Annotated in this window: 12 protein-coding genes and 1 tRNA gene; 2 read left to right on the top strand and 11 right to left on the bottom strand. The window is 42.6% G+C overall.

Annotated features, from left to right (window positions below; translation table 11 throughout):
* Window positions 1–7: 7 nt before the first annotated feature.
* Window positions 8–1,027 carry a LacI family DNA-binding transcriptional regulator gene (locus tag UQ64_RS01595; protein ID WP_042191311.1) on the bottom strand — a complete coding sequence of 340 codons (1,020 nt, stop codon included), beginning with the start codon at window positions 1,025–1,027 and terminating at the stop codon, window positions 8–10.
* A 403-nt stretch (window positions 1,028–1,430) separates the two neighbouring features.
* Between UQ64_RS01595 and UQ64_RS01590 the strand changes: the two genes are divergently transcribed.
* The gene (locus UQ64_RS01590) at window positions 1,431–2,336 is read left to right on the top strand and encodes a serine hydrolase domain-containing protein (RefSeq protein WP_060621798.1); all 906 of its coding nucleotides are present in this window, start codon (window positions 1,431–1,433) and stop codon (window positions 2,334–2,336) included.
* 294 nt (window positions 2,337–2,630) lie between these two features.
* Here UQ64_RS01590 and UQ64_RS01585 read toward each other — a convergent pair whose 3' ends face one another.
* From UQ64_RS01585 to UQ64_RS01565, 5 genes are all read right to left on the bottom strand, one after another.
* Window positions 2,631–8,582 (bottom strand): endo-beta-N-acetylglucosaminidase, encoded by a 5,952-nt coding sequence (locus UQ64_RS01585; RefSeq protein WP_060621797.1) that lies wholly within the window; start codon window positions 8,580–8,582, stop codon window positions 2,631–2,633.
* A 189-nt stretch (window positions 8,583–8,771) separates the two neighbouring features.
* Window positions 8,772–9,008 (bottom strand): hypothetical protein, encoded by a 237-nt coding sequence (locus UQ64_RS01580; RefSeq protein ID WP_060621796.1) that lies wholly within the window; start codon window positions 9,006–9,008, stop codon window positions 8,772–8,774.
* A 325-nt stretch (window positions 9,009–9,333) separates the two neighbouring features.
* A complete protein-coding gene (locus tag UQ64_RS32505; RefSeq protein WP_060621795.1) occupies window positions 9,334–9,759 on the bottom strand; it encodes an integrase core domain-containing protein in 426 nt (141 codons plus the stop codon).
* A gap of 179 nt (window positions 9,760–9,938) precedes the next feature.
* Window positions 9,939–10,012 (bottom strand) — tRNA-Arg (locus UQ64_RS01570).
* A gap of 170 nt (window positions 10,013–10,182) precedes the next feature.
* The gene (locus UQ64_RS01565) at window positions 10,183–10,539 is read right to left on the bottom strand and encodes a hypothetical protein (RefSeq protein ID WP_060621794.1); all 357 of its coding nucleotides are present in this window, start codon (window positions 10,537–10,539) and stop codon (window positions 10,183–10,185) included.
* A gap of 145 nt (window positions 10,540–10,684) precedes the next feature.
* Here UQ64_RS01565 and asnB point away from each other — a divergent pair, with 145 nt between their 5' ends.
* On the top strand, window positions 10,685–12,529 hold the full coding sequence (asnB, locus tag UQ64_RS01560; RefSeq protein WP_060621793.1) for an asparagine synthase (glutamine-hydrolyzing): 1,845 nt from the start codon (window positions 10,685–10,687) through the stop codon (window positions 12,527–12,529).
* Between the two features lie 88 nt (window positions 12,530–12,617).
* Here the strand turns inward: asnB and UQ64_RS01555 are convergent, their stop codons facing one another.
* The 5 genes from UQ64_RS01555 to UQ64_RS01535 all read right to left on the bottom strand — a co-directional run bounded on the left by UQ64_RS01555 (window position 12,618) and on the right by UQ64_RS01535 (window position 23,391).
* Window positions 12,618–13,454: an aldo/keto reductase gene (locus UQ64_RS01555; RefSeq protein WP_060621792.1), complete on the bottom strand. Its 837-nt coding sequence runs from the start codon at window positions 13,452–13,454 to the stop codon at window positions 12,618–12,620.
* 233 nt (window positions 13,455–13,687) lie between these two features.
* Complete coding sequence (locus tag UQ64_RS01550) at window positions 13,688–18,529, bottom strand: S-layer homology domain-containing protein (RefSeq protein ID WP_060621791.1); 4,842 nt, start codon at window positions 18,527–18,529, stop codon at window positions 13,688–13,690.
* A 78-nt stretch (window positions 18,530–18,607) separates the two neighbouring features.
* Window positions 18,608–19,882, bottom strand: a complete 1,275-nt coding sequence (locus tag UQ64_RS01545) for an extracellular solute-binding protein (protein ID WP_060621790.1) — start codon at window positions 19,880–19,882, stop codon at window positions 18,608–18,610.
* A 111-nt stretch (window positions 19,883–19,993) separates the two neighbouring features.
* Window positions 19,994–21,598, bottom strand: a complete 1,605-nt coding sequence (locus tag UQ64_RS01540) for a response regulator (RefSeq protein ID WP_060621789.1) — start codon at window positions 21,596–21,598, stop codon at window positions 19,994–19,996.
* The gene (locus UQ64_RS01535) at window positions 21,595–23,391 is read right to left on the bottom strand and encodes a sensor histidine kinase (protein WP_060621788.1); all 1,797 of its coding nucleotides are present in this window, start codon (window positions 23,389–23,391) and stop codon (window positions 21,595–21,597) included. Before UQ64_RS01535 ends, UQ64_RS01540 begins: the two co-directional genes overlap by 4 nt.
* Window positions 23,392–23,419 lie beyond the last annotated feature (28 nt).

The raw sequence follows: 23,419 nt of genomic DNA, 5'->3' as shown, positions 1-23,419 counted from the left end.
AAGGCGTTTATGCTTGTTTATTAATCTTCTTACAAGATCCCCGCTTAACCAAAACAGACTCGAATACCACATGTTTGTTCTCCGATTGGCCCGAAATCAAGTCAAACAGAATTTCAACACTGGCTTTCGCCATATCCACCCCAGGTTGGCTAATCGTATCCAGCGATGGGTGATAGTATTCTGCCATCTCTATACCGTCAAATCCGATGATCGAAATATCATTTGGAATCGATAGACCCAAAGACAATAGAGCTTTAGCAGCTCCGATAGCAATAGTATCTGATGCGGCAAATACAGCGGTGATGTCTTTTTTCTTATTGAGCAGTCTTTTCGTAGCTGTAAAGCCAGAACTTGGACTGTATTCACAATCCTCTACCAAGGAAGCATCATACTCAATCCCATGATCCTCTAGCGCCTTGATATAACCCATAAGACGACGGTTTCCGGTAGTATGCTGAACCAAAGGAAATCTGGCCAAAAAGCATATGTTCCGGTGTCCGAGTGAGATCAGATAGCTCACAGCTTTATAGGACTCTTGCATATCATCAATGATCACACTGGAGAATACGGCAGGATCAACATCCTTCGTAGTTGTGATGGTAGTCAAAACAAATGGGATTGGCAATTGTTTGAATTTTTCTTCGGAATGGTCATATGTACCACCCATAAAGATTACCCCGTACAAATTCTTCTCCTTCACGAGCTGAAGAGCAGCATTGATCTCGTCCACTCCATCTTCTACATGCTGGATTAGAAGTGGGCACCCGCGCAGATTCACTTGACGCTCTACTTCTTTGATCATGTCTGCAAAAAACGGGTTTGCAATTCCCTTAACCATAAGCGCTATCGTATTAGAACGCGTTTTCTTAAGATTGCTCGCATTTCCATTTGGAATATAATTATGTTCTCTTACAACAGCCATTACTTTAGCTCTGGTTGCATCACTTACGACACCGGAGTTATTAATTACCCTGGAGACCGTGGCGATACCAACGCCTGATAGCCTTGCAATATCCTTGATATTCATAATTCCCCCTGTTTCACCCCTATAATGAGCTCCCGTTCACCTGATAAAAATCAGCTTAGTGGAAACGCATGAAATAATGGGAAACGTTTCCCATGACATCATTTTGACTGTTTTCGTATCTAAATTGCTTAATACGTTCATTATGGACAGATATTTTTTAGAAGTCAACCTATGATTTTTGACTAAAAATGATTCTCAATTTTAAAATCGCTTTAAATTTTATGGAGATTGGTCACAAATGGTAGTTACTTTGCCTTTATTGACTTTAAAATAAGAATAGAATACCATCGATTTAGCTATTTAATATTTAGTCACAGGAAACGTTTCCACTACGTTTTCAATGATTTTGACCACCAAATTTTCTAATCCCGCTTGGAATCTTAGAGAGAGAGGGCTGCATTTAATGATAAACATGACTCGCTTCGAAACCCAGATCCGTGAACGTGGATTGAATGTGTTCAATGTTCGTGTGCTTCAAAATGGAACTCTAGTGGGGAAATCGGATCTCGCAGAGGATATTCGGCGCTTGCAGCATTCGGTAAGCAAATCTTTTACATGCATGGCCGTGGGCCTGGCCATCGAAGAAGGAAAGCTAACACCGGATACAACACTTAGGGAAGTGTTTCCGGATTACGCATTTACACAAGAGGCCCTTCCCTCCATGCAACCTGGGGAATTGACCTTGTTCGATTTATTACGTATGAGTACAGGGCATGATTCTCCTCCATTTTGGGCTGAAGAGAGATTGGCCTTGAAGGATGTAAACTGGATACAACATTATCTATCTCTGCCTTTAGACAGACCTCCAGGGGAACAGTTTACGTACAGCAGCGGGGATACCATCATGATCTCTGCAATGATACAGGCCAGTGTCGGACAAACCGTAAGAGATTATCTCGTTCCTCGTCTCTTTGCGCCACTAGGTATAGAAAATGTTGATTGGGAAACGACTCCGCATGGGATCACCCTCGGTTGTGCAGGACTTCAGATCAACACGGAGGAACTAAGCCGATTTGGACAGCTTCTTTTGCAAAAAGGAATGTGGCAGGGGCAGCAGCTTATTCCCGCAGCTTGGATCGAATTTGTCACGCAAAAGCAGATCGAAAACGATGGGGATGGCGATTGGGGCCAAGGGTACGGCTGTCAATTCTGGCTGTGTACTCATGATGCTTATCGTGCCGATGGCGCTCACGGTCAATTCTGCGTTGTTGCCCCGGATGCTCAAGTGGTGATTGCCATTAACAGTATGGAGGATAATATGCAAGCTATTCTAGACACCGTCTGGGAGGAAATCTGGCCGCTTCTTTAGGCTTCTTCTCATTAGGGTACGTTTATTAGGGGAAATCTCCCTGATTTTATCCAATAATCGCTCCATACGAATGAAATTAAGGAATTTCTCTTTAAAAATCAGGGCAATATCCATATTTGCCTACGAATCAGCTAAATTTCAGGAAGAAATCCCCCAATTTCCAACAGAGCTTCACTTCATATTGGTGAGGACCCTTCCTGAGTGATACGTGAATATAAAAATTGTACCCCCTGAAGACTCGGGCGTACAATTTTGGTTAACTTTTATGCGATTATTCTATAACATCTTTACACTTTACTTAGTCATAATATTATAAATAATCTGAACAAATTCTGCTCTGGTTGCTTTATCATTAGGTAAGAGTTTACCGTTTGACCCCGATACAACACCAGTCTTTACAAACAATGTCATTGCATCAGTTGCATAAGTAGAAACAATTTCTGCATCCTTAAAGTTTTTTAATTCTTTTTTACCAGTTACAGTCGGCAATTCATTAATGTTCTTAAGAGTATTGTACGTCAATACAGACAATTCCTGTCTTGTAACTTGTTTGTCAGGTGCAAATACATTGTTACCCAATCCGTTTGTGATTCCCAATCTCTTTGCCGCTGATAGGTAGCCAGAATAATATGTGTTTCCTGCGTCACTGAAATTGTTTTCAGAGTTTTCATCAGGACTGATACCAAAAGCTCTCATTAGCATAACCAAACTTTGTGCTCTGGTTATTTTGCTTTCGGAACCAAAATTTCCATCACCTAATCCGTTTGTTATACCCCTTGCAGATACAAAGGTTACTGCGTTGTTGTACCATGAATTTTCGGCTACATCGTTAAAGTCCACCTTGTTGTACCCTATAGCATACGTTGAGGAATAAGGTGTCTTGAATGCTAAAGCCTTGCTTGTTGCATCATACTTGTAATTTCTAAGCGTTTCATGCTTATCCGTAGTATTAATATCGTATACCACGATTGCATTTGGATTTTCTCCTACCTTAAGTCTATAAGGTATTGTTACTATTACATTTCCGTCAAATTGTGAGATAGTCTCACCACCACTGTTAATTTCAAAATTAACAACAGGTCTGTCTCCAATCTTGCGCTGAACTTCTGCGGATAATGTTGATACTTCAATCTTCGACAAAGTTATAGTAATAGTTCCTGTTGCCTGTTTGGAAATGCTCGATACTGTTTTTGCATCAATGGTCATTGTCCCATTTGTCGTAGATATGTTCAGAAGATTAGCTTTACTAGATATGAACTTTGTTAAGGCTTCATTTGATAAAGTAAGTCCAACTACGTTAGTATTTGCAGGAGCATTTACATCTAGTTTGATTGCTACGAATGCATTTGCACCATGTTTAGCAACTTCGTTCATTGCCTTTGTTATAGCTTCAACTAACTGATTTTCAGTAATTGTTGCAATAGCTGATCCATTTGCTCCAACTTCAGCTTTAACAGGAACAATAGCTGTTACCTGAGATCCTGAAACTGTTATTTCATAAACTGGGTCTGGTTTGGGCGTTTGCGTTGGTGTTGGGTCTGGTTTGGGCGTTTGTGTTGGTGTTGGATCTGGGTCAGGTTTCGGTGATTGTACTGTTACAAGACTATCAATAGCTCTTGTTAATACATTTAAAGATGAATCAACCTCTGCCTGTGTTGCTTTTGCATCATTATTAACTTTTTTAGCTTCTAACAATGCATTCTGCATGATACCCCATGATGCTTGAGTATAGCTTGTCGAAATCAATGTGTTTGCTGACGCTATCTTGGCTACAAGTGCTGTTTTATCAGCGATTGCAACTATGGTTGTAGCATCTACTGTCACCTGAACACTTATAGTTAATGAAATATTAGTTGTATTTAATACCCATTCAGGAAGTGTTACTGTTCCGTTTACTGTAAATGTCTGTTCTGTCTTTACACTAGGATCGTAACTTACTGAGTCTAAATCCCATTCCACATACGCATTCATAGTACCGCTATCAGTTACTACCTCAACTGTAGCCGGTAATTTAAGATCATCTGCGGTTTTTGTTGCTCCGTTTGGCACCCCAATTACTGCAGTAGGTGCAGCTACGCTCACAAGTTCTGTAACATCTTTTATTATTTTGATCGTTTTAGTAGCGAACTTTGTTGGGTCGACTACAGATGTTGCTTTAATTACAACTTGTTCTGCTGTTTCGTTTTCGTTAACCATTAACAACCCGTTGTTAATTTTAGTGTCTACATTTTCAGCACCATAAACACTCCATATAACTGTTGTTGACGCATCATTTTTTACTACTACATTAGAGGAAAACTGTTTGATAGTTCCACGTTTAACAGAGTCCACTTGGTCTGGTATTGTAACGCTAACTACTGTTGGGTGTAGCTCATCTACCACTAACACGTTTGCTGATCCTGATTTTGTCGGATCAATAGTAGAAGTTGCCTTAACTGTTAATACACCGTTAAGTGTTTCGTCAACAGAAATAGTTAGTACCCCATTACTGATAGTAGTATCAGCACTTGTATTACCATAAACATCCCAAATAACTGTATCATCTGCATTACCTGTTACTTCAGCTTTAAATGTTACTGAAGTTCCGATACTACCATCAACATCGTTAGGTGTGATAGATACAGAATCTACTTGTTGATCTCCCTTATTCACCAAGTAACGTACAGCATAATCAAGGTTAAATCTTGCTTTCTCGATTTCGATAGCTGTAAAAAACCTTGTTGCTGATTCTACATCACTGACAACTTTTTTAGTATGCTCCAAAACGTCACTAAAGCGTTTGAAGCTATTAACTGAATATAGGTCTTCAGTATACTTTGTTTCATACTCATTAGTTACTTCTTTAAGTCTTTGAATATTTCCAACACTACGAAGTGCTAAAACTGAATCTTCTAAAGCGACTCTCTTAACTTCCGCATCACTCGCTTTAACTTCTGTTGAAATCAATGCTTTTACAGCATTTAAAGCTTTTGAAAATTGCACCCATGTAGCGGAAATATAATCTGATTCTTTAAAATTGCTATAACGATTTACTAAGTCTTTTAATGAAGACTGGTCAACATTAAGAGCATCAGTTATCCCGTAGACAAACTCTAATCTTCCTGAATCAGGTTTTCCTGATTGTTTCAGTTCGTAATAGATTGTGCCACCGTCTTCGGATAATGGAACTCTTTCCTGCTTAATGGAATCTTCACCTTCTTGGACTAGACTGGAATGTAAAATCGGTGATTTTGAATCAGCGGATTCAAAAATCTTCATATGAGTTCCAACATCTAATCCTTTCAAAGTAAGAATACCGTATTTGCTACGTGTTTGATTACCCTTTAAAGAATGTTCCAAATTAATTGATGTTGGTGCTTTAATTTCTATCCCTGTCTCAGGAGCGTACTCAACACTATAACGTAAACTTACCATTCCGTTTTCTTGTGTTGTGTAATATAATCTGCCACTTTCAGTTTTTAACTCTAAGCCGTCAAAAGAAGCTACACCTCGTCTAAGTTGTTTGTATCTTTCATCTGGCTGTACTGCTTTTACTTGTGCAATTGGAGTTTCTGCTGTTAGGCTATCATATAGTTTAATTAAACCTGTATCCTCAGCAGGTTTACCAGTGGCACCTACTGGTAGCGAAACATTATCAATTACTACAGTATCTTTTGCACCGATATTATTTTTTACTGTAACATTACGGTCTAGCAATGGTTCAGTATGAGGGGTATAAGCATTCTCATACAACTCAAATTCATAAATACGAATTGCATGCCAAGGACAGTTGTCACTTTTCGTAACATGAAGTCTAATATATCGTGCTTTAATTGGTGTATCAAGAACACGATCTGTAACGTCTTGGCGGTTTCCAATTACCTCGTCAATTTTTGTATACTTTAAATTTATAATTCTACTCTTACTAGTAGGGTCTGCAGGGTTTAAAATTTCATTACCGTCATCTGTTGCATACTGTAAGTCGAAGGTATCCGTGTTGAAATCTACTCCTTCTCCCGCTCCTGCAACGTTAGCATGCTTAACAACCCAACGGCTTATATCCATATCCTTGCCTAAGTCTAAGTAAGCTGATGCATTTGTTTTAAGGGAAGCCCATTTACTGCTTGGGATAATTCCATCGTTAAGCTTGTCAATCTTACCACCTGGATCAAAAGATCCATCATCAACCACTGGAACGTTCAATGCAATATTTGCACCTTCAACCCCTGCGTCTTCGAAACCATTAGTAACATCAAGCCAGTTAAAATTGAATGTTTTTACTCCACCCACTGTTCCATTTGAATTGTAAGCTGTAACTGCAAAACTAGACTGCTTTTCCTCACCATCTTTTATAAATCTTCCTAAATAGAAAGCATCACTTGATGTTGCACCTATAAACTCTTTTTTACCGTCAGCATGCACACGATGAATGGTATATAAAGACGCATTAGCAGATTTTTCCCAATAAATTCTTGCTTCTGCTGTTGAATCATTTACGTATACTGAATCATCTAGTGTGATTGCAGATGGTGCTGAAGGAACAACTTCATTTGTTGTAAATGCAAGTTTACCGATATTAATAGAATAACCCGTAACATCCGTAGTTGCATTTAGTTTCAAGGATATCGCAATTGCTTTTTTATCGTGTTTTGGTAAATCGATAGTAGCAGTTGTCCAACCATTCTTCTCCACCCCAACAGGGACAGTGAAAAATTCAAAATTACTATCGTCATAGTTATCACCAAAGGCTAAACCGATAGACATATCTACACCGTCTTTAGGTGTTTTATACGTTATGCTTACCTTACTGTTATCTTTAATTTCTAGCTGTGAGCTGTATAATTTTATGTGATTTGCTTTATCTGCATCTAGATTACCCGATAGATTTAGTGAAGTACCACCCCACCAAGCATCCGCATAATCAAATTTTGGAGTTAGTTTAGAACCTTCACTATCCACAATCCAACGCCATGTTGGCATTATATCCGTTAGTGAACGGTTATACCAACCGTTTTCTTTACCAGTAACAACACCGTCTTCGTAGAATTTCTTACCGTTACCAACTGTGAAGTTAGTTACAAATTCATCCCCTATAATCGGTGTCTGGTCTGCAATAAGACTTGAAAACCCTGGAAAAGCTCCTTTAGTGCGTGCACTTCTCGGATCAGCTGTTGGTCCTGTCCATAGGCGTGGATCTTCCTTATTCATAAAATCATCTATTGTCTTAGAACTTATAAGTGTTGAATTAGAACCTAAGATACCAAGAGAAACTTTTAATTTATTATCCGCTCCAAGCAAATAGGAAACGTTAGCCCCTTTGTCAGTATAAGGGAAGTTCTCCCATGTAGCATGTATATCAAAAGGACTTCTACCTGCATTTACAGTTGTCTTGATTGTTTCATCGATATTACCCCAACTCATGTCAAGCCACCAGTCGTCATTCAGTCTTACTTCTCCGTCTTGTAACCAAGTTTTCACATCAGAATCACCTAACCGACCCTTACCATTATACCAAGTCATTACGAAATTCTGTGGCTTTTTCTTCTCAATATAAGCAAGCATTTCCTTAAATTTTGCCATGCTTGCAGGACTTGAACTTGACTCTTGGTTAATAGTATATCCATCAAATCCATAGTATTGGGCGATTTCAATTAATTTATCTGCGGCAATAAAATTACCTTTAGTGTCCTGCTCAATTAGTTGATCAATAAACTTACCGCCAAATTGAGCATCTCCCCAAGGAATAAAAATAGTTCCAGTTGCCTTTACGCCATTTCTATGAGAAGAATCGATATGCTCAGGTGTTGGTATAGCAATCGGTCCTTCAGCTGATGAACCACCCCAATAGTTGTTAATATCCATGTATTGAAAAAATGTGGGTGTATAAGCATATGAACCCTCTCCACCTTGTGACGGTGCCTGACTTGCACGTGAGCTTGTACCACTAAGAGGTATCATTCTTGCATCACGTGATGCGTCTGGATTTACAGATGCACCCATCCATCTTTTTGCTAGTGGAACCGAACTCCTATTATAACGTGCATCTGGGTCATTGTCGGGATTCCAGTTCTTTAACTCATCAATATGGAAACTTGCCCCGTATGGTTGCAGTGTTTCGTTTTGATAATAGTACTCATTCGATATCGGTAACGGCTCAGGAAAATACCCCAAGGATGCATGTACTGGTTGTCCTACAAGCAGTACATTAGAAAGCATACTTGCGCCAAGCACACAACACATTGCCTTACTAATCATTTTTTTCTTCATTGTCGCCTCTCCCTCTGTTGTCTTTTTTGATAGTTCTCTTTGGTTATCTACCCTTCGGTGATTTACAATCACCATTTAATTTTGCATCTTGCACTTGGTAATATCACCAATACTATCAGCCAAAAAATAGGCTTCCGTACTCAACAAGTTTACTAAGTAGAATATTTACCCGATTAAACATCACAACACTTACTCAATAATCCATACAAGTTTAATATTGACCATTACCGTAAGGTCTTCCGTAAATGATTTCTTCACCTTCGAGATCGACTTACCCATCTTAATTAGCAAAAAAATAACAGTTGCAGGGTAGCAGTCAACAGTTGTTGTTTCTATTTTACATACAATATACCTCCGATCCTTGCTGATGGTCTTGGTGTAGAGGGAACCGAATCCTGCTTGCACCAACTCATTAACGAGGATCATCGGGCATTATTGTCCATGCCTTCACCCCTTTCGTTTGTTGAATAGCACCGAACATGTACATCATAATCTTAATGAAAGCGCTTTATTATGTTCTAGTCATAAAACTCAAGATTGTAGTCTAAAAACATTAGTTTTCGCTGGTATACTCACTTATTTATTGGGCTTAACATCAAAATCAGTGCTTGAATAATTAGTTCAACCGATTGCGGTTGCATTCAACTAATATTCCAGCCTTATAACGGTCACGATTTCGCGTGAAGTAATGTCGGAAGCTAACCCTGAAGCAAACCAGTGCCCATTGCCTTGCCATGCATAAACAAATGGCTTATAAACGAAACGATTTGACAGCCGAGCTTAAGTCGGCACAAAAGAGATAGTTTGTAAACAGATGCTTTTTGTCTTGGGCTTTGCTTGCTGTCGCTTTCGCCCCGTCATGTACTGCTAGACAAGGCAGATTATTTAGCTTTCGTTGTGGCCGATGTTGGTTATAAAATCGAATGTAATCTTCAATTTTCCTTTGTGCCTCATCCATATTTCGGATATCATAAGGATAGAGTCCTTCCGTTTTGAGATGCGAGTGGTTGGCATGGAAATTCAGGGAGTCATGGCTACATTCGCTGTTAATATAAAACGAATTTTGAAGTTGATGGAGTAGTCCAAAGCTAAGTAAATAGTGAGAAAAAAAACGACTTTCATTCAGTTTCTTCCGAATGAAAGTCGTTTTTTTGATATGTGTTCGTGCCTTTACCAAGAAAGGCTAGTTTTTCAGTAGCCCTCCCGAAGGAAGGCTGTTACTTGTCCCGGGCGGGATGCAGCCCTTTCGGGCTGACTGCGAAGCTGATCCTTTCGATGCTTTTGCTCCGACGAACCACCCGGGCTTCTCTTCCCCTGTACGCAAAAACAGCCTCCCGAAGGAAGGCTGTTACTTGACGTCCCGGAAGGGATTCGAACCCCTGACCGTGCGCTTAGAAGGCGCATGCTCTATCCAGCTGAGCTACCGGGACATATAAGAATTAATGATATGTATTGACGCAACGATATTTATTATACCTTATTCAGCAGAATTTTCAAGATCAAACATTTTGGAAAAAAAGTAAGCATAATCCTGTTTTAATAATAACGAGGGTGTCCTAGCTATTTTCATGCGTAAGGATACCCTCGTTTCTACTCTATTCTACTCCAGATTCCGAAAATGCTGCTCCAGCTGCTTTTTTAAATCTCCGTATGTCATTAATTCTCTCTGAAATTTAGAACGTTCATCTTCTGGTGTCATAATCATACTGCCTGTAAACGCGCTCGAAGTCACATCTTTAAAGGCATCATGCATATTGTTATCAAACCAATCGGTAGAAGTATCAGCGTCGTTAGTGAGAATACGGACAATATCATATCCTTCCTCGCGTTGATCTTCTACGATATACACCAAAAGCGCAGGATCACTAACAGCACCTGGCAACACACCTACTTCTGCACAAGGTGCACCGTCATACTCCATCATTCTGCGAATCTTGGCATCTTTAATATAATACACCTGTCATCCTTCCCTCCTGGCAAATTCCTCTCTCCCCTAGTGTTCGGATAAGGACATACATTTTATGCCTTCCTTCGGCATATATCTGTATTACTTGGCAAAAAAGTAAGGACAACAATCGCACAATAAGAGAGGATGAACCATCATGTGCGGAATAACCGGATTTATCCAGTGGCGCGGAGATCTCACGCAGCACTCGCAGTTGCTGGTCAAAATGACTGAAACTTTAGCAAACCGCGGACCCGATGCAGCTGGAACTTGGATTTCAGGTCCCTGCGCATTCGGTCACCGCAGACTTAGCGTTATCGATCCAGAAAACGGCGCGCAGCCTATGATCACCCGCCATGAGGAACAGGTATATGCGATTGTCTACAACGGCGAATTATATAACGCACCCGAGCTTAAACAAGAACTTAAGCAGCGGGGGCATCAATTTCGTACCCAATGTGACACCGAGGTTCTGCTGCATGCCTATATCGAATGGGGACCGGATTGTGCAGAGAAGCTCAATGGAATCTTTGCCTTTGCTGTGTGGGACGGTCTTCGGGATCAGGTCTTTTTTGCACGTGACCGCTTAGGTGTGAAGCCCCTATTCTATAGTAAGGTGGATGATGTCTTAGTTTTCGGCTCAGAGCCTAAGGCGCTGCTGCAGCACCCCAAGGTACAGCCAGTCGTAGGTCCCGAAGGACTAGCGGAAATCTTTATTATCGGTCCAGCTCGTACACCCGGACACGGTGTTTACAAAGATATGCAGGAGCTTCGTCCGGGGCATGCCATGATCTATAGCCGCGAAGGTTTACGCAGTTACGCTTACTGGAAGCTGGAAAGTGCAAAACACACTGACAATGAAGCAGAGACAGCCGCTAAGGTTCGTGAACTGCTGCAGGATACGCTCGAACGTCAACTGGTCTCAGATGTTCCTGTCTGCTCACTCTTGTCGGGAGGGCTGGATTCCAGTGCGCTAACGGCACTTGCCGTCGATTACTACAACCGAAATGGTCAGGGACGAGTGGATACGTATTCTGTCGATTATGTCGATAACGACAAGCACTTTAAGAGCCATACTTTTCAGCCCGGAGCAGACGGACCGTGGATTAAGCGAATGGTCGATGAATTAAATACGAACCACCAGTATATCTCATTTGATACGCCGGAGCTTGTAGAAGCACTTGATAATGCGCTGTATACACGAGATTTACCTGGGATGACCGATGTAGACTCTTCTTTGTATTTATTTTGCCGCGAGATTAAAAAGAATGCTACTGTAGCCATTTCCGGCGAAGCTGCCGATGAGATTTTTGGCGGATATCCTTGGTTTCATCGGGAGGAGTTGCTCTCCTCAGGCACTTTCCCTTGGTCAGTTGCTCCTAAGATGCGTGCGAGTCTATTATCCCCTGAAGTTAATGAATGGATTCGGCCGCTGGAATATTTGGGTGACAGATACAGTGATGCAGTAGCAGAAGTTCCAAAATTGGATGGGGAGACAGACAAACAAGCACAAATGCGCGTAATGTCCTATCTAAACATCACCCGCTTCATGCCTACTCTCCTCGATCGTAAGGACCGAATGAGCATGGGCGCTGGATTAGAGGTACGTGTTCCTTATTGTGATCATCGCCTCGTTCAATATGTCTTTAATATTCCTTGGGAAATCAAGAACTTGAACGGTCGTGAAAAAGGGATTTTGCGCAAAGCACTGGAAGGCATTCTTCCCGACGATGTGCTATATCGTAAAAAAAGTCCTTACCCCAAAACCCACAATCCAGCCTATTTAAACGCAGTACGAACACAAGTATTGAACATTCTAGATGACACTAATTCGCCTATACTTCCTTTAATTGATGCTGCCAAAATCCGTGAAATCGCCGCTTCTCCAGAATCCTCCACCAATTTGCCTTGGTTTGGCCAGCTCATGTCCGGTCCTCAGCTGTTTGCTTATCTCGCCCAAGTAGATCTCTGGCTACGTAAATACAATGTCTCTATTCAATAAGCGCTTAGACAAAAATAAGTGGTAAGCGACAAGCCAAACAGCAAGTCCCCACATCGGTGGCTTGCTGTTTGGTTGTATTTGCAATGATTTAAAAATTGAAGTTGTCCGGATCTGGACCGAAACGATAGTCTCTATTTAAATCTTCGATGGCTTTAACATCCTCATCACTTAACGTGAAGTCAAAGAAACCCGCATTCTCCTTGATTCGATCCGCATGTACCGATTTTGGAATCGTAATGACGCCTTGCTGCAAATCCCAGCGCAGTACAATTTGAGCAGGGGTCTTACCATACTTTCCAGCCAGCTCTTTAAGGAGGGGTAGATCTAAGTTTCCTTGCATTAGCGGACTCCAAGCTTCAAGCTGGATTCCTTGCTCATTGGCATACTTCAGCAACTCGCGCTGAGTCAATAGCGGATGGAATTCCACCTGATTCACCACTGGAACCACGCTAGTGTCCTCGATGATATCCTTCAGATGATGAATCTGAAAATTGCTCACACCGATAGATTTGATGAGACCTTCCTTTTGCAGATGAATCAGCGCTTTCCATGTCTCCCGATACTTTCCTGCCACCGGCCAATGTATGAGATACAAATCTATATATTCCAGCCCCAGCTTTCGCCGGCTAACTTCGAACGCTTTCAGAGTTGATTCATAGCCTTGATCAGGGTTGCGCACTTTCGTCGTAATAAACAGTTCATCACGGGCCACTCCACATTCACGAATAGCCTGACCTACACCTTCTTCGTTATTGTAACCAGCAGCTGTATCAATACTGCGATATCCAAGCTCCACTGCGGTCTTGACCGCGTGAATAACCTCTTCCCCATCTTTAGTCTGATACACGCCAAGGCCTAGCCACGGCATGGTCACTCCATCATTTAAAGTCGGACCTCCCGAGAACGGTGCATTCAATTCACTCATTGCTTAACCCTCCAAGCTTATTGTTATTTCGTTAACCTTACTTAACCAAAATTCACACTTCAGAAGCAAGCGCTACCACAGAAAGTATAGCAGACTATCCAGGCATACCAAAATGGGCACTCCATAATTTGGCATCTCCCCTATGTGTATTGACATAAAAAAACAGAGGCCTTGCGTATTATGCGCAAAACCTCTGTTTTTATATTCTAATCCAAGATTGTTACCATCTGTTCTTATTTAGACATTCTCAAAAGCAGGGTCACCGCTTCCGCTCTCGTCACCGGATCATTTGGAGCAAATCGGTCATTACCTTTGCCTTGGATCAGACCTGCCTCATATGCCGCTACTGCATAATCTTTTCCCCAGGCAGGAATTTGATCAGCATCAGTAAAAGGCAAGGTTGCCTTCGTACCGCTCTTCAAATCGAGTGCCCGCGCAACCAGCGCTACGAATTCAATCCGGGTCACTTTACCGTCAGGGCGGAAAGAATTATCCTCATATCCCTTAATAAGTCCGGATTTGACTGCACTGGAGATGTAAGATTTCGCCCATGCCGGAATGCTAGATGCATCTTCAAACGGAAGAGTTGTGTCCGCCTGCGGGAGTTTCAACGCACGGCCAAGCATAACCATCAGCTCACTGCGGTTCACCACAGCATTCGGACGGAATGTTCCGTCTTCATAACCCTTGATAATTCCACGTTCTACTGCGGTAACAATAGAATCGAGTGCCCAGTGATTAGAGATGTCCGTAAACTTCGGCGGGTTAACCGAATTTCCGTTGTTACCATTGTTACCGTTGTTGTTATTGTTACCGTTGTTACCATTGTTTCCGTTGTTACCGTTGTTACCATTGTTTCCGTCTTTTTCGTTATTGCCCGAATCGTCATTTGCCTTGATTACCGTTAAGACAAACGTCTTCTGAACCTGAACGCCGTCTTTTTCCAAAGTTGCTTTCAACGTCACTTGAGTAGAAACGGATGGGCGTTTCACCTTACCGGTATTCGAAATTATATTCGTCTCACTTGAGGACCAAGTAATTAAGCTACCGCGCTTTCCTTCCGTTGGCAACACCACGTTTTGGGTTACCGATTCACTAGAGTCGCCGGTAGCGAATCCAATGGCAAGATCCTCCCTATCAAGGTCGACATCGGCAGGCTTAGGCAGATCACTCAAAGTTATGGCCACCGTTTTTGTATTGAGCGGAACGGTAACGATACCTTTGACATTGTCTACAACACCCTCGGAAGCCTTCAGAATGTTATTAACCATACTAGGCAATTGAATGCTGATTTGTGCATTGCTCGTATCAGCTTTGGCCTGCTTCAGACTGGTCGTAAATGTAAACACAAGCTGGTTTGCTGTTCTTACCACATTGTATCCTACTCTTCCGCCTTGGAATGCAGGATAGTTCTGAACATCTGCTACCACATTGTTGTTCTTATCGGCATCCGTAACCCACTCTTTAGGAATACCACGGCCCACAATAATTTCGTATTTTGTGTTCTGATCATAGATACGCTCAGTGATCAGCGAGTCCACCAATACCTTCGAGTTAACGGCCTGCCCCCACATATGCTGGGCCGATCCGCCACCGCCAGGCGTATTACGAACACCAAGTTCATCATTGACTGCCGTCCAAGGGCTGGATTCTGCAGCAGGGTAAGCAACACCTTCCCACCAGCTGAACGGTCCACTCATGGAATTTTCAATCATAAACTCGTAAGCTTTAATTCCCATGTCTCTGTACTTCTCACCGCGAAGCGCGGAGCTTCCGTAACCGGCATTATAAGCACTGGAGTAGAAACCATGAGGATAACCTCCGAAGTTATACGGAGAATCTGTTGTCCCTTCGTTAACACGTCGCTCCATACCATAGGTGTATGTGTCGTCGAGCATCGTCAGGTTGATATTGTCCTCTGGCTGGTTCGCTCCAAACAAATATCCATCCCACAGCCATCTTCCAAACAGGAACATAGAAGCCCAGTTGGCATCCCGGGAGTCTTTCATCCGGTTCTCATCATTACTTTGCACGACAGATGCCGGAATATAGTTCAGAGCTTTGTCAGTGATTGTTTTTTGCAATTTGGCTGTGAAAGCAGCCAGCAGATCTTCGTATTGAGCCTTGGCCCATTCCGCCTCTGCCAGATAACTTTCATGGCCTTTCACCTTATACAGCTCACGCGCGATATATTCATAAGATGCCAAGCCAGTCAGTGCGGAGTAATTGTCAATCGTCCAATACCCCAATGAATCTATAGCTTTCGTTTCTTTCATAATTCGGCCGTCTCCAGCGCGATCGCTTTCAATACTTCTTGCCCCAAATTTCACTCTCTTATCGAAAACGGAACCCTCTGATCCGTCATCCGCTTTCATCATTTCATCAAATATGGACGTGTCACCTGTTTTACTCAAATATACGGCATAAGTCCACGGAAGCTTCCAGTTGGCATCCCAGAACAGGTTCGGATCCACTTGACCAGTCTCGATGTTGATTCCTCCGGTAAGAGGTATGCTTTTCAGATACTCTTTTGCGTGTGCAAAGTCGCCGCTCTGAATCAATTGAACAACAATCCCGATGGTATCGTGAGAGTAAAGTCTGGCATAACCATTCTCACCCACATGCAGATAATTGCCGTCTTTAATGATCATGTTGTAAATGTAGCCCGCTTTAAAAGCATTGACTAGCTCTTTATTCGGCAGATCGATATCAACTACTGTGGACAGACGGTTATTCCAGTATGATTTCATCTCACTGTAGTTGCCGTCAAATGTACCTAGTTTCGATACTTGCTCCCTCGTTAGAGATGTAAAGCTCGTTTTTCCCGCATCGAAATATTCATACTTATCCCCTTCGATGGCAAACTCTCTGATAACAGTCTCACCAGGTTTGATCGTATAAACTTCGTTTGCAGCCTGATTCATCGGAACCAGATTGACAGATACAACCGGCAGCAGGCGAGTCTCATCCGAATGATTGGTAACCGTCATTCTGGAATAGTTAATAACGTAGTCTTTGCTTTCTACCGTCTGCTTGTTGCCAAACGATTCAATTTTATAGTCCATATTGTCTTTGGCAAACTCATTTATAAATACCGGCAGATAGCCTTCGGCGTTATACCATTTGATGCCCGACGTATTTGTCGCACCGAACGTAACGATTTGCTTCGTTGCCACAAACCCATTCTGCATAGGGCGGGTTCCGCCAATCTGATAGGATCCATCGAGGAAAGCCAAAGTGGCGTTCTTGTCACCCTCAAAACCAAAACCAGCCGTCATTTTAGGGTTCAATTCATACTGATATTTCAGTTCCAGCTGCAATCCGTCCAAGGCATTCAGCACTTTTGAATATGCCTTGATCCGTTCGTGCTCGGTTGCGCCGGGATTCAAGGCTTTTGCCTCCTGGATCGCTTGTTGCAAACCTTCTGCCGACTGGCTGGTGTAGCCAATCAGGGCCGCTTGGCTGATGGTCTCCATCTGCTTGGCCATTACATCCAGATTCGTACTCAGCACCAGATTTTTAAAGGCTGTTTGCACCTGATTTAATGCCGTATCAAGCTCTTCCTGTTTAACATCCACATCGTTCAAGCGCTCATGAGCGCTGCTCAAAGCTATCTCCAAGGAAGACCAGCTCTGGAGCGTGTAAAGCTGTCTGTTATATTGCTTAAGCTCTTCAATCAGACCTTGCAGTGGGGCTCTATCCACGTTGCCTTCTTTCACAATTCTCATGATGCCCGTGCCCAGACTCGCTTCTGCTTTAAAGACACCTGACGTCGATTTGCCAAAGGACTCCTTTTGAGATTCAAAGTTTTTGGACATGATGACCCAGCGGTATTCCCCCGAGCCCCGCTCTTGTTGAGTCAGAACGAGCGCATACCGCGTATCCTTAAGGAGACTGTAGCTCAACTCCGCAGTAGTGAGTCCTCCGTCTACAATCCGGTTTTTGTCCACTGTCGTTTGGACTAGCGGATCTCCAGTCGGCAGCCCTTCACTGTTTGCTGCATACAATTTGATAATCAAGTCGCTCACAGGCTCTTTATATCTTTTGACATTCACCTGCACATACTTCATATCAACAGCTTCCTTAACTGTAAAGGTTTGATATCTGTCCTGTTGATCGGTTTTAGCACCGAAAGTATACTCCTTGAACGCTTTATCCGTAAAATCGATTACAATGTTCGATTCTCTCTTCACCAGTCCAACCTGCGCGGCTACCAATGCATTGATAGCGCTATCAACTTCCGGCTGGGTTGCCTCTGTTCTATTAAGAACAAGCTTGGCAGCAGCCAGCGTATTCACAAGGACTTGCCACGTCTCATTTGTATAAAGACCTTGCGTCATATTGCTAACTCTGTTGTATTCATTTTGCAGCGCCAATTTATCCGCAAGTGCCTTACTGCTTAAAGCCAATCCGGAAAATGAAATATTTCCGTTCTTCGCTACAACCTTTGTCAAACGCCCTTCAATTTTCAGCTTCACATTAGCAGGTACGTTGACTTGATACTTATAGTTCTTGGAAACAGAATCGCCGTAGACGTTTCGGGTTACCGAAAGTACATCATCAGTATAGATATTGAGATCTACATCCGCTTGCCACAACCCAAGACCAAATACGAGGGTAGAATCCTGCGGCTGCGCTGCCACTTCAATGTCCCAGCCAACATTGTTATAGCTCCCTTTGTCTCGGCTGGACTTTGGATAAAATAGACCTGTTCCCGTGTCTTTTAAACCATATTCAAATCCTGGCATTCCATTGTTCCAGGTATAGGACATATAATCGGCATCACTGCCTCTGTTCAATTTGCCCTCAGTTGCTGTATCCCCATATACACTGAAGGTAACCGAATTGGGGCCTGCCTTCTGAATTCGTTGAAGCTGATTCAGGTTATCCGCTTTAAAATGCAGCCAGTCGATATCCCCCGTTTGCGTCAAATTCAGTGGAAATTCGCCATTGACCACACCTTCATTAATCTTGGGGGCGGATGCTGCCTGAATAGAGTATACCGGACCAATGGATGTGATGAACAAGCACATGAGTACAATCTTTGAAATGACACTGTTAAGCGACCTTTTCATTTTTCCCTTTGACCTCCTTATATGATTGTGAAAAAAATGGCTGGACTTTGGTTATGGCAAAGTCCAACCGCTCGATAACTAGTTTTCTCCGTATTTACTTTGGAGATCATTCAGCAACTTTTCAACCGTCAATCCGTCTTGCTTAAAGATGATTTCCTCTACGCCTTTAAGCAGATCGGCATGAAACGCTTTGGTTTGTTCAGGATAAGCAAATGGCATACCGACTTTTTCCATATTGTCGAATACTGCTTTCAATTCAGGATTCTTCTCCAAATATTTAGGAAGCAGAGAAGATACTGACGGCGAATATCCAACCGCCTCAATCGCATTCAATTGTGCTTCCTCACGCAGCGCATATTTGATCACTTGCATAGCTTCTTCCTTATGCTTGCTGCCATCCAGAATCGACAAGCCATGAGAGTAAGCGCTTTGTGCTTCTACCGTACCTTTAGGCATCGGCAAAGCAATCAATCCCATGTCAGGGTTGGCTTCTTTCAAATGACCTACATACCATGGACCAGCTGTGGACATAGCACCTTTTTCTTGACTGAATACTTCGCCATCCCATGGAGCCCCTACTTCGATCGGAGCAATAGCAACCTTATTTTTGAGGAAAAGGTCCACGAAGAACTGCACGCCAGCTACGTTTTCTTTAGAATTGATCGTTTTTCCGAAGCCCCAGTCTCCGCCGAAAGCGTGAACATATTGAGTGATGTGAAATGGATCGATACTGCCGATAATACCTTTCACACCATCCTTAGTCATGGTTTTGGCCAGCTCAACGACCTCATCCATCGTTTCCGGATATTTAGTAATTCCTGATTTTTCAAACATCTCTTTGTTGATCGCCAGCATAGAAGTAGAAGAATCATAGGGAATTCCGTAAAGTTTATTATTATCTGTCCAGCCTTTATACAGCGATCCAGTAATTCGGTCTTTGTCAAACCCCACTTTGTCGATCAACTCATCCAGTGGAGAGAGTACGCCTTTCTTAATATACTCATAGTTTCCTTCATCCGACATAGCAATGATATCAGGCCCTACCCCGGCAGCAATTGCCGTTGGAACCGCTTTCCAAAACTCATCACTGGTTGGGTACATTTGCATCTTAACTTTAATGTTTGGATATTCTTTATCAATGCCATCTACCATAAATTCGAAGTTCTTTTGCTCGGACGCATTTGCCCAGTATGCCATCGTGACTTCAACCGTTTCTTGCTTCTCCGTCTTTGCCGCTCCAGCGTTGTCTGAAGCTCCGTTGCCAGAGTTACCAGTATTGGATTTGTTTCCACATGCTGCCGTAGACAGCATCAACATCAGAGAGCACAATAACAGGACTGACTTCTTTCTCATTTGTCACTACCCCTTTTATTTAAGAAGATTCACCGTAAGTGGTGTTATCTTCATCTTAGCTATACAGCATTCGAGAGCAAACAGAGGATCTTTACATATCTTTGTGATTTTTTACTTTCCCATGCTAGTCTTTCGGTATTCGTTCGGAGGGAGCCCATAGATCTTCTTAAAGCTGATATAGTAGTTGTCAATACTGTTAAACCCTACCTTTTCCGCGATCTCATACGTTTTCAGTTTTCCTTCTTTAAGTAGCTCTAGAGACTTTTTCACACGATAGCCGTTGATATATGGAATCAGCATAGAACCGGTTTGCTCCTTAAAAATACGGCTCAGATAGCTGTTGTTCAGACTGACATAACCGGCTAGCTCATTCAGTGTCAAATCTTGATTGTAATTCTGGTGAATATAATCAATGACCCTCTTAATCTTGTAGTTCGTAGATGTGGCCGCATCCGTATAACTCTCTTGCAGACTCTCCAGCTCCTGGATCAGCAGCAGGTGAAGATGCTCCAAACGCTCGGCGGACATGATTTCCTGCATCCCGTTATAGTCTTCCTCGCCGCTGTCCTCCTTCATGTGGGACTGAATCTGGCAGTGCAAATTCACGCACATTTCCAAAGTGGCATGACGTCCCAAAGATCTCTTCTCCTTGATCGCGGCAAACATCTCATGAACGATGGAGATAGCAGAAGATACGTTCTTTTCGTCCATTTCCTTGCGGATGCGCTGTTCAAACAGAGTGAACGATGCCTTATCATTCAATTCCTTGATGCTGCCTGGTTCGTAGACAACAACGTTGCTTCGATCTTCATAGAATAGTATTTCAGCCGATTCCTGAGCTTCATGATAAGCTTTAGGAATATCAAGCAGACGGGCATGCAGCCCGCTGATAAGAAAACTAACTTGTATGTTCAGAAACTGCTTCAATGTCTTTTCAATTTTACGGATGAGTCCCCAGCGTTCTTCCAGAATCTCATTCATACTTCTGATGCCGGAATACGTTTTTATAATAACCAGCTCGTTCGGACTCATCAGAAACAGCTCTAGCTCGCTGTACCGATTAAGCACTTCTTGCAAAATATTCAGGATCGAGAACCCGAGTAAATGCTCCATTCCCTTATTGTAACGTTCCTTCACCTTGTCATATTGATCAATCAACATGACGATACAGAGCACATTAGGCTGTTTCAGCTTCAAATCGTACAGCTTTGTCTTTTGCTCAATTTCCCACTCATGACGAACAACACCGACCGCTAAATCCCGTAAAAAAAGCGTTTTCAACTCATTCCGGTTCTTCTCCACATTTTGCTGTAAGGAAACAAGATGATCTCCCACAGGCTGATGATTCACCTGTGTCCGGACACGCTCCAACGCTTCAAATACAGCGGACTGGGTCAGATTCGGTTTATGAATATAATCGCATGCACCTAGCCTAAGCGCCTCTTGGGCATACTCAAACTCATTATGACTGCTGAGAATAATGACTTTGCAGGAATGTTTGGTATGCCGGAGCTGCCTTAGAACCTCAAGCCCATCCATCAGTGGCATTCGGATATCCAAAAAGACCACATCCGGATGAAGCTCATCCATTTTCTCCAAAGCCTCTTTGCCGTTTGCAGCTTCGCCTACTAGGTAATAGCCATGTTGTTTCCAGTCCACAAAGGTCTTAAAATTCATTCGGATAAAGGACTCATCGTCCACAATCATGATTTTCATGCGGATCCCTCTTTTCTCGTTCCAGCGTGGTTCTGATGATACTCCATAGCAGGAATCAGGATAAGAACGGTAGTTCCTTCCCCTTTTATACTATTTATAGTCACCCCGTACTTTTCTCCAAAATGAAGCTTCAATCTTCTGGAGACATTGCCCACACCAATGGAATTCATCGTTTGCCCGTCCGACATTTCCTGTTGCAAGAGCCTGCTTAGCTGTTCTTCCGAGATCCCCATCCCGTTGTCCGAGATCGTAAACTGAATATCGCTGCCTTTTCTTTGCACACGTATACTCAAGTTATATTGCCGAGAATCTTCTGCAAAGCCGTGAAACACCGCATTCTCCACAAAAGGCTGCACCATAAATTTTAACGTTCTGCATTCCAGAACATTCGGCGCAACATCGATTTCAAAATCAAAAACATTAAAATACCTGAGCTGAAGCAGTTCCAGATAGCTGTGGATAAAGGCCACTTCTTCCTCAATAGAAACATACTCCTGAGTATTACGTGTGGAGAAGGACAACACCTTGATCATGTCATCTACCGTTTCCGTAATGTTGTCCGCCCTTTGAGCCTGTGCCATCCACTTAATCACAGAGAGCGTATTATAAATGAAATGCGGATTAATTTGATTTTGCAGCGCATTAAGTTCTGCACTCCGCTTCTTTTTCTCTTCAATCTTGGTTTGCTTAATCAAATCTTTGATTTCGACAGTCATTCGGTTAAAGGTGCGCGACAAATGTCCTACTTCATCCAGACTATCCTGCTGAGCGGTAACATCAAAGTCCCCCTTCTCTACCTTGCGCATCAGCCGATTGAGCCTTCGAATCGGATTGGTGATACTGCCGGATACAAGGTATGCTGTTACGAAACCCAACATAATCAACAAAAGAAGCAGCAGTGTAGAAAAATTGCGTATCTGGTTAATTTCGGCGAGCAGCTTGTCACGAAGAACGATGCTGTAGAATTGCCATCCTGACACATTGGAATTATCGTGAACAACATAGTAGTTTTCTTTGTCCGGCTTCATTTTTGCCATGACCTGACTATATTCCATCCCATTCATGGCCGGATCTGAACTGAACACAACCATCCCTTTATCATCCACGATGAACTGGTTTACGTCCTGTTTGTCACCCAGTCCGCTGAATAGCTTCTCAAGCTTATCCATCCGGAAATTAACGAGCAGCACACCAAGCTTCTGATAGGTACCCACATCCACCAGTACACGGCCTACAGATAGTACAGGGCGGGGCTTGGCATACATCTGTTTCTCCTCGTGCATGCCGACCAGAATTGGCCTCTCCGCATTATTCACAATGGTCCGGTACCATGGTTCATGTACCGGACTATATCTATAATTGAAAGTCGTATCATAACCCCTACGGTAGATTAATGAACTATTTACAGGGTAGATCAGAATGGAATCAATATCCGGATTAAATGACATCAACTCTTTGAAAACGTTATCACTTATGTAGCGAAAATCCATACTTTTTTCAAACGTCTCATAGGTTTCAGCAGAATAATCCTTCGACAAAATTTGCATCAGTCTTTCATCATAAAAAGGCTGCTCCGAGGATTTGAACATACTGCTAACAAACGAGTCCGCAGTGGATACCATCTGCTGATTCGTCTCCTGAAACGATTTCACAATGCGGGATTCAAAGACGGACATGGCGTATATGTAGAAGTAAATACTAATCACCACAAGAGGAACAATCATCAACAGCGTGTAGGTCAAAAAAAGTTTTTGCCGTATGTTGCGATCCCGAAACCTACTCCACTTCAGCATGATGAGATCCTCTCCTTTTGTAATAATT

This window comes from Paenibacillus etheri (assembly GCF_001012825.1).
In the GTDB taxonomy this organism is placed as follows: domain Bacteria; phylum Bacillota; class Bacilli; order Paenibacillales; family Paenibacillaceae; genus Paenibacillus_AQ; species Paenibacillus_AQ etheri.
The sequence above is the reverse complement of the archived record's forward strand: the minus strand, read 5'-3'. Positions and strand labels throughout refer to the sequence as shown.